Raw genomic sequence first — 17,153 nt, forward strand, 5'->3', positions numbered from 1 at the left:
ATGCGTTAATGAACATATAATCAAGGTTGTAGCATGAATAAATTAAAGATCGGCGTCATTGGCACTTCACGCAAAACAGATGAACGACGTTACCCTATTCACCCAGAGCACTTAAAACGGATTCCTGAAGAACACAGAAAGCAGCTTATTTTTGAACAAGGCTACGGAAAAGACTTTAATATAACAGATGATGAAATCGCAGCGCTTACAGGCGGTATCGCCTCTCGCAGCGCACTTTTAAAAGACCTTGGTACAGTGATTATCGCTAAACCCGTTCTTGCCGATTTAAACGAATTAAAAGAAGGCGGGACTCTGTGGGGGTATGCTCACTGTGTTCAACAACGCGATATTACCCAAGCAGCATTAGATAGAAAATTAACCTTAATAGCCTTTGAAGATATGTTTGTTTGGTCACCAAATGGGCATGCGGGTCGTCACACTTTTTATAAAAACAACGAAATGGCTGGTTACTGCGCCGTTATCCATGCATTGCAATTAAAAGGGGTTGACGGTCATTACGGAAATCAACGCAAAACCGTTATTTTTAGTTTTGGTGCTGTTAGTCGTGGCGCAATTTATGCGTTACAAGCTCATGGTTTTAGAGACATTACAATTTGTATTCAACGCCCTGATCATGAAGTTCGTGAAGAGGTTTTAAACTGTTATTACGTTAAAGTACGTCAAGGCTCTGAGGGAGAAGCCCGGATGATGGTCGTAGAACACGACGGAACACACAGACCCTTAATCGACCTCATTAGTGAAGCCGATATTATTGTTAATGGCACTTTTCAAGAAACAGCGAACCCAGTGCATTTTGTGATTGAGTCAGAGGCTGACTGCCTTAAACCGAATAGCTTAATTATAGATGTAAGTTGCGATGAAGGTATGGGGTTCTTTTTTGCTAAACCCACGTCATTTGCCGAACCAATGTTTCGTTATAAAACCATTGATTATTACGCTGTTGACCACACGCCTAGCTATTTATGGGAAAGTGCAACACGTTCAATCTCTGCTGCGTTAATTGTTTATCTACCCAGCGTGTTAGCGGGAAGAGCGCAATGGCAAAAAGATGAAACAATTCGACGCGCCATCAATATTGAAAACGGAATAGTAAAAAATAAGGCTATTTTGTCATTCCAAAACCGCCAGTTAACATCGCCCTATCAGGTCCTCTAAATTTACAAAATAAATCGACGTTATTTTTATGTGGTGTTAATTGTCCCAAGTTAGATTGAACGCAAACAGAAAATAACGTCTTACCAATCAGCTAACGCCATACTAACTTGTTCATAGCGAACGGCTTGTGCACAGTCACCTTGGCCTTTAAGTTGCAACGTATCGTGTAAGTGACACTTTTTTCGGCGAAAACCATGAAAGCATTTCACACTCGCCGAAATAATTACAAAGGAGATGACTATGACGATTAAAAAAACCGCACATTCGAGCTGGTCTGGCGACATTAAATCAGGTAAAGGAAGTATTAGTACCCAAAGCGGTGCTTTAGATAAACAACCGTATGGGTTTAATACCCGCTTTGAGGGCAAGGCTGGTACGAACCCCGAAGAATTAGTTGCAGCAGCACACAGTAGTTGCTTCAGTATGGCACTGTCGCTGGCATTAACAGAAGCAGGGTTTACTGCCGATGACATTACAACCAAAGCCACCGTCAGTCTTGATGAAGTCGATGATGGTTTTGAGGTCAGCCATATCGCTCTTGAGGTAACAGCAAAAATAGCTGATATCTCTGAAGAGACGTTTAACGAGCTGTGCCAGCAAACTAAACAAGGTTGCCCTATATCAAAACTGATGAATGCAGAAATTTCCCTTAGCCAAAAATTAAATTAACTAAACAAAAGCGCCACTTCATTGAAGTGGCGTTTTTACGTTTGCAAATGATTACATATTTCCGAGCTTTATCATCATCGCGGTGTACATTTTTAAATTCAGCGCTAATTGCTGCTCAGTAATAAACTCATGTTCTGAGTGACCCGTGTATTTTTTACCTGGCATTGATGGCCCAAACGATACAGCATTATCAAACAGCTTTGCATTTGTGCCCCCGCCAATCGACACAAACCCCGCGTCTTCATCACCCGTAAAGTGCTTAAAAATATCCAATAAAGCTTGTGCATGCGGTGCGCTGTCTAACAGCATAGGCGTGCCAATAACAATATCAGTGTCTTTTAATGTCACGTTATTACGTGTTTGCCACGCAGTCAGCGCATTATTAATTTGCTGCTTTAATACGTCTTCTTGCTTTCCGACAGGGCGACGCATATTAACCGACAGCTTAATTTCATTCCCATCACGTGATAACAATGTTGGCGACACAGTCATAGGCCCCATAAAATCATGTTGATAAGCAATTTCACCAAACTGAGCGCCATATAAGTCAAGGCCAATTAACTGGTTAATAAACTCGATTGCTTGACCGTCGCTGTTGTTTTCAAGGTCTAGTCCTTTAAATATTTCAGCAAGATGCGCTATGGCATTTTCGCCCGACTCCGGCTCAGACGAGTGAGCTGAGGTCCCTTTTACTTGCACCAATAAACCTTCTTCTTGTTCTTTTATCGCCACTTTCACGTTTTTAAGTTTACCAACGTTATCGTGTAATTTTGCCACAGTCGCGGCATCCGCATTATGCACTAACACACTGGCATCTTCTGGTATTTGACTTACAAAAGCACCGCCTTTTAAATCAGTGACATATAAGCCTGTTTGCGCTGAAGTGGCTGAAAATGTTGGCGCAATTAAACTCCAGCCTTTTTCTGCCACTACGACCGGATACGACGCATCAATCGTCACCGCATACTTAGGTTGCTGGTAGGTTTTCATAAACTCTTTAAGTGGCGCCCAATCCGACTCTTCAGCAAGGTATACCATCAGTTCAATACGGTTATTTAGAGTAACCCCTTTATCTTTAATGGCTTTCATTGCATGGAGTGCTGTGGCAATTGCGCCCTTATCATCCTCAGTACCACGGGCAATCAGCTTTCCAGGTTCAGAGGTTTTATCCATTTTAAACGGGCTTTGTTGCCATTTACTGGCATCAGCAGGTTGAACATCCCCGTGCGTAACAATCGTTACTTTCTCAGCTTGGTTGCCCATGCCTATTAATACTGTGTAGCCTAAATCTTGATAATCAAAACCAAACTGCGCCGCTTTCATTTTTAAAAATGATTTAAAGCCAATAAAGTCTGGATTATCGGGCGTAGCTAGGCCCTCTTTATTGACCGTTGGATACGAAACTAGATTTTCGAGGGTATGAATTTGTGCTTGTTGATAGCGCTCGACCGCATAGTTAGCCAGTTGTTCACTTTGTTCAGCGATGGCAGCCTGACCAGAAAAGGCACTAAATAAGAATGCAGCAAGTAATGAATGTTTCAAGATAAGCTCCAGAGTTTTAGAAGGTTTTCGCAAGTAGACCTTGATTGTAACGGTTATAATCGCGACATGATATCTCTTGTGCGACGAAAACTGCTCGGCTTCTGAGCAATTGCTCTGTACAATACTGACTGGCCTATCCCATAACTTACAAAGTACCATGAACCGTAGAAAAAAGATCTTCACTAAACTGAAACAAAAAGACAAACGCGCCAATGCTAAATTACACAAAAGCAGTAAGCCTGCGTATGTTTCAAAAGCTGAGCGTGAAAAACTAGCGCAACAAGAAAATGAGATGTAGCCGCGATTTTACATCACATAATTTTTTAGCATAAACCTGGGGCACATCTCATCCCCGCTATTTTTAGGTCGTGCTTTAGCGCGTCTTTATTTTGCCCTAAAGCAACACCTGCTAGCACGCTACCTATTTACTCAATATCAATTAAACTCAAAATGCGCAATTTCAATCAGGTAACCATTTAAGGGTCATGACACACTTAACACACTTCTGAATAAGCATTAACGAGTCATCATGAAAACGAAGCAACAACAACGTATTGAGCATGTTTGTGATTATATTAGTCAGCATCTCAATGACTCTTTATCACTCGACACTTTGAGTGATGTAGCCTGTTGTTCAAAATATCATTTTCACCGTTTATTTGCCGCTTCAGTGGGAGTCAGTGTGACTAAGTACACGCAACTTGCTCGCTTAAAACGTGCATCATTTCGACTAGCATTTGAGCATCAAGTCAAAGTGATTGATATTGCACTCGAAGCACAGTTTGATAGCCCAGAGGCATTTAGCCGCGCCTTTAAACGCACTTTTACACAGTCTCCTAGTGAATTCAGAAGCAAACCAAACTGGCCTAACTGGCACTCTCAGTTTGAATTTTCTTTACCTGATAAAAAGGACTGTTTTATGAATGTAAACATTGTCGACTTAAAAGCCCAGCCCGTTGCTTTATTAACCCATCAAGGCGCTGCAAATACCCTTATGAATACCGCCGCACATTTTATTGACTGGCGAAAAAGCTCAGGATTATCACCGGTTAAAACCAGCAACACCTATGGTATTCCATACAGTGACCCTGCAACAACTGAAGATCATGCCTTTCGTTTTGACTTTGCCGGCAGCATTACAAAGCCAATTCCTGATAACCCACAAGGAGTCAGAAATGGCGAGATCCCAGCGGGACGCTGTGCCGTAGTGCGCCATAATGGTTCACACGATACGATTAGCGATACAGTGTATTATTTATACCGCGAGTGGCTACCACAAAGTGGTGAAGAAGTGCGTGATTTTCCGTGTTTCTTTCATTACCTCAATTTAATTCATGAGGTGGATGAATGTGATTTGCAAACTGATATTTATTTGCCGATTAAGTGACACGAAGCGTGTAAGCAGGTTGTAGGCGCGATTTGACATCGCGCCTACAAATACAAAACCCCTTGCCTAAAACCGATAACTGATACTGGCATTATAGGAGCGACCTTGTCCTGCTAGCTGCTCAAAGCCAGTGCGCATATCGTGCTTATAATTAGCAATGTTCACTCCGCCAAGTGGCTGCTGATAATACGCATCAAGTAAGTTAGTAATTGCTAACTTAAAGGTTAAATTTTGCCATGTTTTTTTACTTGAAATGCCTAATAAATTATAGCTATCGGTTTGGTTTTCTAATCGGCGCTCATCCACCTTGTCTTTACTGTCAACCCATTGCCAACTCAAGGTGCTTTCCCAGCCTTTATACGCGTGTTCAAGGCTTAGTTCTGTGTGCCATGGCATAATTTGATATAAATCTTCGTGGCTGTCATCGCGCTCGCCATAATTGCTGGTATACGCTCCTTTTAACTGCCATTTACCTGCTTGCTTCGAATTATACAGCTCAATAAGGCCTGCTAATTTTAGCCCATACAACGTCGCATCTAAATTAGTAAAAGTAAGAATATGTCGCTTGGTATGAGCACTGTCAGTGCGGTTAAAGCTTTGCGTCACTTCAGCATCAATATAGTCATTTACCTGCGTGTACCAGGCATTCGCCGTTATTTGCCAGCTATCATCTTTTGCCTGCTTAGTGTAGCTAGCGCTTAGCGTATGAGCGGTTTCGGCTTTTAAATCAGGATTACCAATGTAGCCATTACCATCACCAAACCAGCCAATCATGGTACTTGCCATAGTGCCAACACCCCAGCTGTAACGCTCATATAAATTAGGGGCTCTGTTTTTACGGGCAAAACCAAATTGCAGCTCATCATTGCGACTTATTTGGTAGCGTGCAAGCAGACTAATATCAACTAAAGTATCGTCACGTTTGCGATCCCGCTGATTAAATTCCATCGCAGCCTGTGCATCGGTTTTTGACATGTCCATCATTGAGTTCATATGACCCACACCGCCCATAGCCCCTTTGTTATAGGCTTGTACGTCGCCTGTATTTGTTGTTACCTGTTCAATACGCATGCCTGCCGACAGCCACCATGCTTGATTAACTTGACTTTCATACTCTGCGAATGCACCCAGACGATTACGTTTACCATCATTAATATTTACGTATTCGTTCGGCCCCATCATCATTGACCCTTCAACAGCAGGCCACCAATCATCGATACGATAACTGTAATATTCGTGCCCAAACAAAAGTGACGATTCTGCAGATAAGTCTAAACGCCAGTGCAACTGATAACTGTAGTCTTGTGCGTCGGTATTCATAGGCATCATGCCGGGTTTCTCTGTACTAAAAAAACCCATTTTGTGCTTCACGTCGTGGGCATTTACTTGTACATGTAATGCGCCCTCTTCAAGATCACGTTGGTACTGTGCCACCATCCCAAAGCTTGTGTTATCCGTCATATCCATGTATTGATTTGGAAAACCCTGATAGGGAATTTTTTGATGGCTAAATTTTACTATAACCTGCTGTTTGTCATCACGAATAGCACCTGTTAATGCATGATTTTGCACACGATATAACGTGTCGAGTACGCGCTCCCCATGACCATCGTTATAACTGTTAGCCTCTTCAAAGCTGCCTTGATAAGACACGCTTACATTGTTGCTCGCAATACCCATACCTAGCCCATAGGCTTGGCTGTCGCTAACGCTTTTATATTGTGCGGTGGTATAACCTGAGCGCCAAGTCAGCTGCTCCGAATCGCTAAACTCAGGCGCAATAGTATTCACACGAATAACCCCGGCAATATTATCGCCCCCGCTGCTAACCGGTGATACCCCCGCAACAACACTGTACGATGTTACTTGATTAGCTGAGACATAGGACAAGGGTGGGTTCATTTGATTAGCGCACGCCGCAGTGACATCCGCACCATCCACTAATACTTTAACCCTGTCTCCCATCATGCCATTTAATACAGGTAAGCTTGATACACCACCCGCCGCTGAAAAATCAACGCCTAAATCAGATAACAGCGAATCGGCAGAGCCAAGCAATTGATGACTATTTTGGGCATGACCTTGCACTTCGATCACTTCAATCGAATCATCAGCAACAGCAGAGACACTTAAAATAGCGCAAATCAATGCAGCAACTTTAGTAACTAAAAAACGAGGGGGAGTTAAATGCGTGTTCATAAGTCTATAAAATAAAAAGTTAATTTATAAACCGATTATAAAACGCATTAATTTGGCTGAACACGTGACATATTGTCGCACCCGCTGCGCAGCCAAAACTGACAGAACACAAAAAATACTAGCGTAATACCACCAACGGAATACGGCTATCTTCAAGCATTTTTAATGTGGTGCTGCCCAAAAAGAATTGTCGCCATTTAGAGTGACCAAATGCCCCCATCACCATAAGATCAACGGCATGGTCGCTTTTGTAACGCCATAACGCCTCATATACATCGCCATCGAGCATGCGTGCTCTCACATTAAACCCATGCTCTGCTAAGCGTGCCGATGCGGTGTCCAGCTTATCTTGGCAATGACCATCATGCTTATCGACCATGACTAAATGACAACCTAAGCCTTTTAAAATCCCCCCTTTAATAATTTGGCTTATTGCTTGGTCAGTACTGTCACTGCCATCGTAAGCCAGCATAAAATTAGTGGGAGCATGAAACTGCGGCGGCACAATTGCCACAGGAGTATGAACTTGACGAATTAAGGTTTCGATATGCGACCCTAGCATCTTAAAATTATCACCGTGTCCTTTTCCTGCACGGCCAATAATCATTACTCTGGCACTGTCTTCATGTGTCAGTAACGCATCGACTAAACTCATTGAAAGCTGTTGTTTTTCAACAGCGGTCAGCCCTGCATGCTCAGCTTTCTTTACAGCTTCCTCTAACAGTAAATGGCCATGTTGAGCAGCGACTTTATTGCGCTCTTGTTCAAGTTTGGCAAGCTGTTCAAGTAATGATGTTTGCGAACCTAAGCCAATAATCGCCGTAAGGTCATCACTACCCTGTTGCAAAGGAGGCTCTAGCGCATGTAAAAAACGTATGGGGTGCGAAGTACGTTTGGCTATCCAAATAGCAGCCTCTGTCACTGCACTGGTGATAGTTGAACCATCAATACAGGCGAATATCTTTTCCATTGCCACTCCCTCCAAAGCCAAGTCTATATACACAGTATAGTTGGGATTTATATTTGTATTTATTTTGAAATGCTCAGCCTTAAGAAGTTCAACTTTATTCGTTATAGCAAACTAATATAGAACGTTCCAAAAAGTACTGGTTTACTCTATTTTATTTGTATTACAATAGCGCATCGCACCTCTTATCATCAGAACGCAACATGGTTCTGGCATTTTCTATTTCTCTTAAAACATGTTTTAAAGGAGTTACATGACTAACGTCACCAAAACTCAAGGCCGCGAAAGCACCTTTACAATCTTAATCGTATTAGCCTTAGGAACATTTATTCTTGGCCTCTCTGAGTTTTCAATGATGCCAATGCTGCCGCTTATTAGCGAAACATTTTCATCAACTCCGGCACAAAGTGGGTATGCCATTAGCGCCTATGCTATTGGTGTGGTGGTGGGTGCGCCACTTTTTATGATCACCACAGCCAATATGCGAAAACGTAATGCCCTGCTTATGTTTGTTACTATGATGTTTTTATTCAATGGCTTAAGTGCTTTTTCACATTCTCTTGAGCAATTGATTTTATTTCGCTTTTTAAGTGGCTTGCCCCATGGAGCCTATTTTGCCGCCGCTATTTTACTGGCCGCCGACATTGCCCCTGCCGACAAACGAGCCAGCTTTATGTCAAAAGTATTTATGGGCTTAACCGTGGCGACCATCGTGGGTGTACCAATGGTGACGTTAGTGGGACAAAACTTTAGTTGGCGCTATTGTTTAGCTGGCACCGCAGTGCTTGCTCTTGTTGCTTTAGTGCTAATTGTAAAATACGTACCAAACGTTAAGAACTCATCACCCACTTCAATTCTAGACGAATTAAGTGTGCTGAAAAACAAGCTAGTATGGACTATTTTAGGCATCATTATTATTGGTTTTGGCGGCGTATTTTGTGTTTACACTTACATTGCCGACACTATTTTAATTGTGACTCATACGCCCGCTTACACGATATCAATCGCTATGATCATGTTTGGTATTGGCTGCACCTTAGGCAACTATGTGTTAGGAAAGGCAGCCGACCATTCACCACTAAAAACCACAGGGGCAGCACTTATAGGTGCCGTCGTATTTGCAGCAAGTTATGTCAGTGCCAGCCACAATATTTGGCTACTTTATACGGTGATTTTCTTTATTGGTTTTAGTGTTGGTTTGGGTACTGTTATTCAATCACTATTAATGGATGTATCACCACAAGGCCATGCCATGATAGGTGCACTCGTACAATGCGCATTTAATACAGCCAATGCCATTGGCCCTTGGCTTGGTGGTATGGCCATTGCCCAAGGTGCATTGCCCAGTCAAACGGGTTATGTCTCGGCAGCCCTCTTTTTAGGCGGCTTTATGATGTGGTCATTAAGCGCAATACAAATGAAAAAGTTACGCGTTGAAAGTTAACCAGTTAGTCAAATTTGTAGCCGCGATTTCATATCGCGTAGAAGGAGTGGCGTTAAAACGCCCCCTTCAACTTGCTACTCTCTTTTTATTCATCCCGAAATATCTCTTCGTTCCTTACGTTAAATACACTTTATAAAAACATATATACACTCGATATGTTGATTTTTTTGTTTCAAAAAAGGCAACGCACTTGCCGTGAATCTCATAATATAGTATTAATCAAGAGTGTGCGTGGCATGAACAAAATCGGTCCAGGCGATTAATTTTAATAAAAAGAAGATAACACTATGAGTACGGCGCTGTTTTTCGTTGGTGAGTGGCAAGTTACCCCCAGCACAAATTCAATACGACGTGGCGAGCAAGTAAAACACATCGAACCAAAAGCAATGGATGTATTATTGCTGCTATGCGAAAAACAAGGTGAACTGTTAACCAGCGATGAAATTATCAATCACTGTTGGCCAAATGTAGCGCTTGGCGATAACCCGCTACATAAAGTGATCACGCAGCTACGCAAAGCATTTGACGATAAAGCAAGTAACCCGCAGTACATCGAGACCATTCGTAAACGCGGTTACCGCGTTATTGCCGAAATCAACTTTGTGCTCAACGAAGAACAAAAAGCCAGCCAAACCAGTTGGCAAGGTGATTCGCCTTTTGTTGGCTTAAGTGCGTTTGCACCTGAGCAAGCCGATGTGTTTTTTGGCCGTAATAAACAAATAGAAACCTTATTACAGCGAGTGTCAGCTCAAATAGAGTTTGGTCGCGCGTTTTGCTTAATATTGGGGGCCAGTGGTTCAGGTAAATCGTCGTTAGTTAACGCAGGTGTATTGCCCGCTTTAATGTCGAGTAATGGCTACGATGGCATTAGAGTACACAGTTACTGCCAACTCGACTTTGCCGATGTGAGTAAAGAGCGCTTACTGCTTGATTTAGCCTCAACCTTGCTCGATTTAGAAATAAACGACGCACCTGTACTTCGCGATATAAGCGCCGATACACTGGCTGAATTGTTATTAACAGATCCAGAACAGGTTATTACCCGCTGTAAAGCAGCCCTTGCAACGCTAAATACAGAGCACACTACGCCCTATTTATTTTTATTTATCGACAGGCTCGAAGTGCTATTGTCATCGCCGCTATTTAGCGATGACGAGCGCAACCAGCTTTTAGCACTTATTGAGCGCTTAGCAACCAGTGACTGTATAATCATTTTTAGCGCTTGTCGTAATGATTTTTACCCACAAGTGGTGAGTCAACCAAGTTTAATGGCAGGTAAAGCCAATGGCGCACATTTTGACTTATTAGCGCCAACTCGCTCTGAGCTTAAGCAAATGATCCGTTTGCCAGCACTTGCAGCAGGCTTAAGTTGGCAACATCACCCAGAGCATCACACACCGCTTGATGAACAACTTTGTAACGACACCGCCAATAACCCTGATGCACTGCCGATGCTGCAATACACTTTGCAACAGCTTTACTTGCAGCGCAGCCCAGACAACGAACTGCTGTTTACTGAATACCAAGCCCTAGGCACCATCGAAGGAGCCATCGGTCAAAAAGCCGAACAGGTATTTTGCCAATTACCCAAAGAACAACAAACTGAACTTGCCGCAGTCCTTTCAAAGCTGATCACGCTAAACCCAGATGGCGAAACACTCACCAGCCGCGCAGCACGTTGGAGCGAATTAACCAGCCCTGCTGCAACCAAGCTTGTTAAGGCCATGGTCGACAGCCGTTTGTTTGTATCGCACCTTAAAAATGAGCAAGCCTGTTTTAGCCTTGCCCACGAAGCGTTGCTGCGCCATTGGCAACGCGCTATCGATTGGGTGCAAGAACACCAACAAAGCTTAGCAATAAAGAGCCGCGTGCAACTAGCTACCGAGCGTTGGCTGCTTGAACAAAAACACAGCGACTTTTTATTAGCCCAAGGCAAACCGCTGCAAGAAGCACACAGCCTAGTTAAAAACCCTATGTTTAGCTTATCAAGCGACGAACAAGCGTTAATTAAAGCTTCTAGCAATAAAGCGAAACGTAAAAAACGCGTGTTACAAATAACGGTGGCTGCACTTGTTTGCTTAACCTTTATTGCCACATTTATGAGCGTGCGCAGCTACCATGCAGAGCAAGTAGCAAAACAAAAACGCCAAGAAGCTGAGAGTTTATTGGGTTTTATGGTCGGTGAATTTGCCGACAAACTCAGAAGCGTTAATCGTATGGATTTACTGGATGGTATTAGCAATAAGGCTCTTGAGTATTTTTCCAATCAAGACGAAGAAGCTGCCTCGTTGTTTGACTTTAGCGATAAACAAGCTCAGTTTAATAACCGCTTTCAATACGCTCAAACCTTAGAGGCCATGGGCGAAGTCGCCTATTCGCGCGGCAAAACCGACGAAGCCTTCACCGCCTTTGAAAATGCGCGAACGCGCCTAGAATCTTTACTAAAAATTCAACCCAACAACCTTGATGTTTTAATGCTTGCAGGGGCTAATGCTTTTTGGCTTGGTAACTTAACTTATGAGCAAAGTAATTACCTAGCTACTGAACCAATGTTTAAACGTTACTTGGCTTACAGCGAAAAAATGTATCAGCTTGCCCCTAATGACTTTAATTCGATTATGGAGCTATCTTACTCACACAATTCACTGGGTTCACTGTATTTAAAGCAGTTTAATTACGCACTCGCAAAGCAGAGCTTTACTGAGTCTTTAAAACTTAAAAACCAAGCCCTTGAGCTAAAACCTAATAACAAAAATTTATTACGCGATAAAACAGACACCATTAGTTGGATTGCAACCACAGAAGAAAGGCTAGGTAATTTAAACGCAGCTCTCGAACTGCTTGAACAAGCCACTCAAGAACTAGTCAACATGCTTGAAACGTCACCGAATGATGCAAGCTTACATAATTATTTAGCAAACACTTATATGCAACAAAGCTTTTTATTGAGCTACTTCCCAAATAAGAGAGCGGCATTTTTAAAAGCAGAAAAAGCAACTAATGCGATTAATAGAGCTAGGATCCAAGATCCAAAAAATCAAAAGTTTCAACGCACTTTTTATAGAACGCTTGCATATCAATTAATGCTATTAGATAAAAGTAAAACAAGTGACAGAGTACCAGAAGTTTTAAGTTACATTGATGAACAGGGATTTTCAGATACGACTTTAATAAACGTTCAAATAGGTGTGATTCATTATTTAATAAATCGAAACCTTTTAAATGAAGCTGAAGAGCTACTATTAAAACTAGAAAGCAACTCAGATTTTATTGAGAGAATATCTGACACTAGCAAAATAGAAAACAACTCTGCACTAATAAAAGCTAATTTAATTAAAGCAAAGCTCGCTAAAGACAAAATATCAAAACAACAAGCATGCCAAGAAACTATTAATACAATCGAAGAAAACAATAATGGTAGTAAAAGCATTAAAATGACCTACCCCCTAATTCAAGCATATACTTGCTTAAATAAAGAAAGTGAAATCAATACACTAAAAAACAAACTGATTGAGTTAGGTATCACTAACTTTGAACTATAAAAATTAAAGGGAAAAACATGAGCGAAAATCAAACTTACAATTTTACAGTGAATGTTTCACTTAACACTGAAAATGAAGCTGTATTTACATACTTCCAAGACGGTCAGCAAGTTTCTGGTGGCGGTACTGTTAACCAAAGAAACAGCCTAGGTATCTATACATTAGATGAAACAACGAGTGCAGCAGGATTTGTATTTACAGGTGCTAACTTTTCAAATATTGAGGGCGAATGTGCGCAAGACTTTAACCACTCTGTTACTGATAATGGCCAAACGATTCAGATTTCAGATTCTGATGAGAATAGCGGTAAAGCATGTATGGTTTTCACTGTAGAGTGCAATGGCATAAGTTATGAAAGTGCCGATCCGCAAGTAAACAATGAAAAAGAAAACTAAACAACACCCACATAAGGCTCCATCAAGGAGCCTTTTACTACTTATAAACAATAACTTAAAACCAGAAGATTACCGGAAGGTTAATTTGCACTTTTTTAAGTAACTTTATAGACACCAAAATCGTTTGCATCGGCAAAAAGGAAACGAACGTGTCTACTAACAAAAATGAACAACCAAACACAGCTAAATCAGAAGCGAAAAATACACTGTCGCAGTCTATCAATTCAGAGCAACTTGCACTAATTGTACAAATGTTTCAGAACATTCCTGAGGGAGTGTTTATCATTAATGGTCAAGGCACATTTGAATTTGCAAACCCGATGGCGGCACAACTTTTAGGTGATAACCAAGAAGCGTTAATCGGTCAAAACCTGTTACATTACCTACACGACACCGACCGTGACAAATACATGTATACCCTACTCAGTTGGTTAGATCATAAAGACTCGCCCATTAGCCTTGGGCCAAACGAAGTTAAAATTAACCGTGCCGATAGTAAAACCCTTGAAGCGGATTTATGTATTTCAAGCTTGCCAAAAAATATAGCTATTGCAGAAAACTTATTTATTTGTGTATTACATGATTTATCATCACACAAAGAGCAATATAATCGCTTAGTTAAACAAGCCACCACTGACCATTTAACCGGTCTTGCAAACCGCCTTACATTAGAAGAGTCATTAAAAAAACATTGGCAAGAAAGCGTACAAACTAATCAAGCGATTAGTACTATATTAATCGACATTGATTATTTTAAATTATTTAATGACCGATTCGGTCATGTTAAAGGCGATAAATGCTTACAAAAAGTCGCGAGTATAATTGCCGAATCATTGCCTTCTCGCGATTGTTTAGCTGCGCGTTATGGTGGCGAAGAATTCGCCATTATATTACCTCGCTGCCAAAAAGACACCGCAGAGGCCATCGCTAAACATATTCAAATTAAAATAAATAATACGCTATTTACCGACATTGGTTTACCGAGCGACTTTAGAATAAGTGTAAGCCAAGGTATTGCATGTGAATATAATAATCAATATCGCACATCAGAAGCGCTAATTTGTGCAGCCGACACCGCGTTATATCGTGCAAAGACAGAAGGCAGAAATAAAATTAGCACGAGCCTATAAACACTTAATTAACAAACTAAAAACCTAGTTAACAAGTCGTATTGGTTACGCATATACTATACTTTAATATTATTTGTTTGTTCCCACTTTGCATTTTACACTGCGCTAAAATAGATAAGTCAGATGGGAATCAACAATGGCATTATTCAACAAATTACCTTTGCAACTTGCAATTGCAAGTACGCTTGCTGCATCAGTGACTGCAATCGCTGCTGAGCAACCTGCTGAAAATACAGCAAAAGACATTGAAGTTATTTCAGTGACGGGCACACGTCGTAGTTTACGTAGCCTGTCTGAAAGTACAGTACCGGTTGATTTATTAACAAGCCGCGACTTAGCAAGCACAGGTCAGCTTGAAATTAGCCAAGTACTGGCCTCTCAATTACCAAGCTTCAACTACCCAAGTGCGACCCTTGCTGATGGTACAGACCACGCAAAACCTGCTGTATTACGTGGCCTTGCACCTGATCACACACTGGTATTAGTCAACGGTAAACGCCGTCATGCGGGTGCACTATTAAATTTAGGTGGCACAGTGGGTCGTGGTTCAACGGCAGTTGATTTAAATAATATTCCTACCTCTGCGATTAAGCGCGTAGAAGTACTGCGTGATGGCGCAGCGGCACAGTATGGCTCCGATGCCATTGCTGGTGTAATTAACATTGTACTAAAAGATGCCGATGAAGGCGGTAGTGTAAGCTACACCTATGGTGAGTACGACACGCAAATGGCAGGCTCGCCACAGTTATTAAGCACAGGCACAGACAGCGAAGGCAACTTAAGCTTTGCAAAAGGCGCTGACCGTAAATTAAACGATGGTATTTCACGCACCGCAAGCGCTAATGCGGGTTTTTCATTTGCAGATAATGGCTTTATTAATATTTCAATTGAATCACGTAATAACGAGCCAACCAACCGCTCAGGTATTGACCAGCGTGAGCAATATAGCCGCGATGCAAACGGTAACCTAGACCCACGTGAATTCGACTTTGACCGCTACAACCACCGTTTTGGTAAAGCTGATATCGAAGATATTGCTGTGTTTTATAACCTAGGTTACGAGTTTGATAACTCGCTATCACTTTACTCATTTGCCAGTTACTCAAACCGTAAAGGTAACTCAGCGGGTTTTTACCGTCGTGCCAAAGACTCTCGTAACTTAACTGAGGTTTACCCAGACGGTTTCTTACCAGAAATTGATACCGACGTAGATGACTACTCATTTGCTATTGGCCTTAACGGCGAAACCAATGACTGGGCATGGGATATAAGCAGCAATTATGGTCGTAATGACTTTGCGTTAGGGGTAAGCAATAGCTTGAACACCTCAATGGGTGTAAATAGCCCAACTGAGTTTGATAACGGTGCGCTTGTCTACGAGCAATACCTCGTTAACATGGATGCCAGCAATACCCTTGATTTAGGTTTACCCGACGATGTATTTGTGACAATTGGCGCTGAATACCGCCACGAAAACTACCAAATCAAAGCAGGTGAAAAAGCCTCTTATATCACAGTACTTGATGAAGAAGGCAACCCTGTTGCGGCGGGTGGCGCACAAGTTTTAGCGGGCTTTTCACCAGAAAGTGCCACCGACAAGAGCCGCCATAATGTCGCGGTATTTGCTGAGTTTGATACGTACCTAACAACCGACTGGAATGTGGTTCTTGCGGGTCGCTTTGAAGATTACAGTGACTTTGGCAGTACCTTTACATCGAAACTGGCTTCGCGTTACAGCATTAATGAATCACTGTCGCTACGCGGTGCAATCAGCACAGGATTTAGAGCACCATCACTTGCACAAACGTCTTACAAATCGGTAAGCACAGTGTTTGAAAATGGTATTCCAAGTGAAGTTGGTTTGTTCCCTGTTGATGAACCTGCCGCAAAAGCACTGGGTGCTCGTGACCTTGATGCAGAAGAATCAGTCAACATGACTGCAGGCTTTATCTTTACGCAAGGCGGTTTTAGTTTAACACTTGATGCGTATCGCATTGACATTGATGACCGTATCGTCTTGTCTGAAAATTTAAGCGGCCCAGAAGTAGAGGCTATTTTAGCCGAAGCAGGCGAAGTTAATACTCAAAGTGTTCGCTACTTTACCAATGCCATTGATTCACGTACGCAAGGTGTTGATATTGTTGCAACCTATTCATTAGGCTTAGAAAGCTACGGCGATTTACGCTTAAGTGCGGCTGTTAACTTTAATGATACTGAAGTGACTCATGTTAAAGAAAACCCCGCTGAGCTGGAAGCGCTTGGTGACAGCTACGAGTACTTTGCACGCCGTGAAATCACCCGCTTTGAAGATGGCACGCCAGCAGATAAGTGGAACTTGTCGGCAACCTGGGACTTTGAAAACTTTCAAACAACATTACGTGCTACGCGTTATGGTGAAGTTGTGGATACATCAAGCACACCAGAAGGTGATGAAGTCATTGATGCAAAATGGATCACGGACTTAGAAGTCGCATACCGCCCATCTGAACAGTGGAAATTTGCTGTTGGCGCAAACAACTTATTTGATCAGTATCCACAAGATACTGTAAGCAATATAGGCTACAGCGACTTTAATCAAATTTTCACCTACAGTGCATTCACACCTTATAGCTTAGATGGCCGTTTTATCTACGGAAACATCACCTATAGCTTCTAAAAATAAGCGGTGCTGGCTTAGGCTAGCACCGCGTCCTACTTTGTAA

The 17,153-nt window shown here is 42.0% G+C and carries 13 protein-coding genes; 9 read left to right on the forward strand and 4 right to left on the reverse strand.

The window, feature by feature from the left end:
• Nucleotides 1-33 precede the first annotated feature (33 nt).
• Nucleotides 34-1,176 (forward strand): N(5)-(carboxyethyl)ornithine synthase, encoded by a 1,143-nt coding sequence (locus LPA49_RS02535; RefSeq protein ID WP_075593757.1) that lies wholly within the window; start codon nucleotides 34-36, stop codon nucleotides 1,174-1,176.
• A gap of 80 nt (nucleotides 1,177-1,256) precedes the next feature.
• On the opposite strand, the gene LPA49_RS22300 is transcribed toward LPA49_RS02535, so the two are convergent.
• Nucleotides 1,257-1,385 carry a hypothetical protein gene (locus tag LPA49_RS22300; protein WP_256719279.1) on the reverse strand — a complete coding sequence of 43 codons (129 nt, stop codon included), beginning with the start codon at nucleotides 1,383-1,385 and terminating at the stop codon, nucleotides 1,257-1,259.
• 31 nt (nucleotides 1,386-1,416) lie between these two features.
• Here LPA49_RS22300 and LPA49_RS02540 point away from each other — a divergent pair, with 31 nt between their 5' ends.
• Nucleotides 1,417-1,845 (forward strand): OsmC family protein, encoded by a 429-nt coding sequence (locus tag LPA49_RS02540; RefSeq protein ID WP_036966864.1) that lies wholly within the window; start codon nucleotides 1,417-1,419, stop codon nucleotides 1,843-1,845.
• 51 nt (nucleotides 1,846-1,896) lie between these two features.
• On the opposite strand, the gene LPA49_RS02545 is transcribed toward LPA49_RS02540, so the two are convergent.
• Entirely contained in the window at nucleotides 1,897-3,387 is a 1,491-nt protein-coding gene (locus LPA49_RS02545) for a dipeptidase (protein WP_036966861.1), read from the reverse strand.
• 157 nt (nucleotides 3,388-3,544) lie between these two features.
• Between LPA49_RS02545 and LPA49_RS02550 the strand changes: the two genes are divergently transcribed.
• Nucleotides 3,545-3,685 (forward strand): DUF2986 domain-containing protein, encoded by a 141-nt coding sequence (locus tag LPA49_RS02550; RefSeq protein WP_074988980.1) that lies wholly within the window; start codon nucleotides 3,545-3,547, stop codon nucleotides 3,683-3,685.
• A 231-nt stretch (nucleotides 3,686-3,916) separates the two neighbouring features.
• The gene (locus LPA49_RS02555; RefSeq protein ID WP_065978586.1) at nucleotides 3,917-4,774 is read left to right on the forward strand and encodes a GyrI-like domain-containing protein; all 858 of its coding nucleotides are present in this window, start codon (nucleotides 3,917-3,919) and stop codon (nucleotides 4,772-4,774) included.
• A gap of 66 nt (nucleotides 4,775-4,840) precedes the next feature.
• Here LPA49_RS02555 and LPA49_RS02560 read toward each other — a convergent pair whose 3' ends face one another.
• On the reverse strand, nucleotides 4,841-6,973 hold the full coding sequence (locus LPA49_RS02560) for a TonB-dependent siderophore receptor (RefSeq protein ID WP_118844488.1): 2,133 nt from the start codon (nucleotides 6,971-6,973) through the stop codon (nucleotides 4,841-4,843).
• A gap of 118 nt (nucleotides 6,974-7,091) precedes the next feature.
• Nucleotides 7,092-7,943: a universal stress protein gene (locus tag LPA49_RS02565; RefSeq protein WP_065978588.1), complete on the reverse strand. Its 852-nt coding sequence runs from the start codon at nucleotides 7,941-7,943 to the stop codon at nucleotides 7,092-7,094.
• Nucleotides 7,944-8,193: 250 nt separating this feature from the next.
• Between LPA49_RS02565 and LPA49_RS02570 the strand changes: the two genes are divergently transcribed.
• The 5 genes from LPA49_RS02570 (at nucleotide 8,194) to LPA49_RS02590 (ending at nucleotide 17,107) form a co-directional block, all read left to right on the forward strand.
• On the forward strand, nucleotides 8,194-9,384 hold the full coding sequence (locus tag LPA49_RS02570) for an MFS transporter (RefSeq protein ID WP_036966850.1): 1,191 nt from the start codon (nucleotides 8,194-8,196) through the stop codon (nucleotides 9,382-9,384).
• Nucleotides 9,385-9,671: 287 nt separating this feature from the next.
• Nucleotides 9,672-12,926, forward strand: a complete 3,255-nt coding sequence (locus tag LPA49_RS02575) for a winged helix-turn-helix domain-containing protein (RefSeq protein WP_036966847.1) — start codon at nucleotides 9,672-9,674, stop codon at nucleotides 12,924-12,926.
• Between the two features lie 17 nt (nucleotides 12,927-12,943).
• Nucleotides 12,944-13,321 carry a DP-EP family protein gene (locus LPA49_RS02580; RefSeq protein ID WP_036966844.1) on the forward strand — a complete coding sequence of 126 codons (378 nt, stop codon included), beginning with the start codon at nucleotides 12,944-12,946 and terminating at the stop codon, nucleotides 13,319-13,321.
• 149 nt (nucleotides 13,322-13,470) lie between these two features.
• Complete coding sequence (locus LPA49_RS02585; RefSeq protein WP_075593759.1) at nucleotides 13,471-14,451, forward strand: GGDEF domain-containing protein; 981 nt, start codon at nucleotides 13,471-13,473, stop codon at nucleotides 14,449-14,451.
• 136 nt (nucleotides 14,452-14,587) lie between these two features.
• Entirely contained in the window at nucleotides 14,588-17,107 is a 2,520-nt protein-coding gene (locus tag LPA49_RS02590) for a TonB-dependent siderophore receptor (RefSeq protein WP_065978592.1), read from the forward strand.
• The last annotated feature ends 46 nt before the right edge of the window (nucleotides 17,108-17,153 follow it).

Source organism: Pseudoalteromonas sp. MB41, assembly GCF_020966275.1.
GTDB classification, from domain to species: domain Bacteria; phylum Pseudomonadota; class Gammaproteobacteria; order Enterobacterales; family Alteromonadaceae; genus Pseudoalteromonas; species Pseudoalteromonas lipolytica.

Excerpts from the sequence above, each read along its gene's own strand:
- LPA49_RS02590 (WP_065978592.1), top strand. The coding sequence starts at position 14,588 with ATGGCATTATTCAACAAATTACCTTTGCAACTTGCAATTGCAAGTACG.
- LPA49_RS02550 (WP_074988980.1), top strand. The coding sequence starts at position 3,545 with ATGAACCGTAGAAAAAAGATCTTCACTAAACTGAAACAAAAAGACAAA.
- LPA49_RS02540 (WP_036966864.1), top strand. The coding sequence starts at position 1,417 with ATGACGATTAAAAAAACCGCACATTCGAGCTGGTCTGGCGACATTAAA.
- LPA49_RS02580 (WP_036966844.1), top strand. The coding sequence starts at position 12,944 with ATGAGCGAAAATCAAACTTACAATTTTACAGTGAATGTTTCACTTAAC.
- LPA49_RS02575 (WP_036966847.1), top strand. The coding sequence starts at position 9,672 with ATGAGTACGGCGCTGTTTTTCGTTGGTGAGTGGCAAGTTACCCCCAGC.
- LPA49_RS02535 (WP_075593757.1), top strand. The coding sequence starts at position 34 with ATGAATAAATTAAAGATCGGCGTCATTGGCACTTCACGCAAAACAGAT.
- LPA49_RS02565 (WP_065978588.1), bottom strand. The coding sequence starts at position 7,943 with ATGGAAAAGATATTCGCCTGTATTGATGGTTCAACTATCACCAGTGCA.
- LPA49_RS02555 (WP_065978586.1), top strand. The coding sequence starts at position 3,917 with ATGAAAACGAAGCAACAACAACGTATTGAGCATGTTTGTGATTATATT.
- LPA49_RS02560 (WP_118844488.1), bottom strand. The coding sequence starts at position 6,973 with ATGAACACGCATTTAACTCCCCCTCGTTTTTTAGTTACTAAAGTTGCT.
- LPA49_RS02570 (WP_036966850.1), top strand. The coding sequence starts at position 8,194 with ATGACTAACGTCACCAAAACTCAAGGCCGCGAAAGCACCTTTACAATC.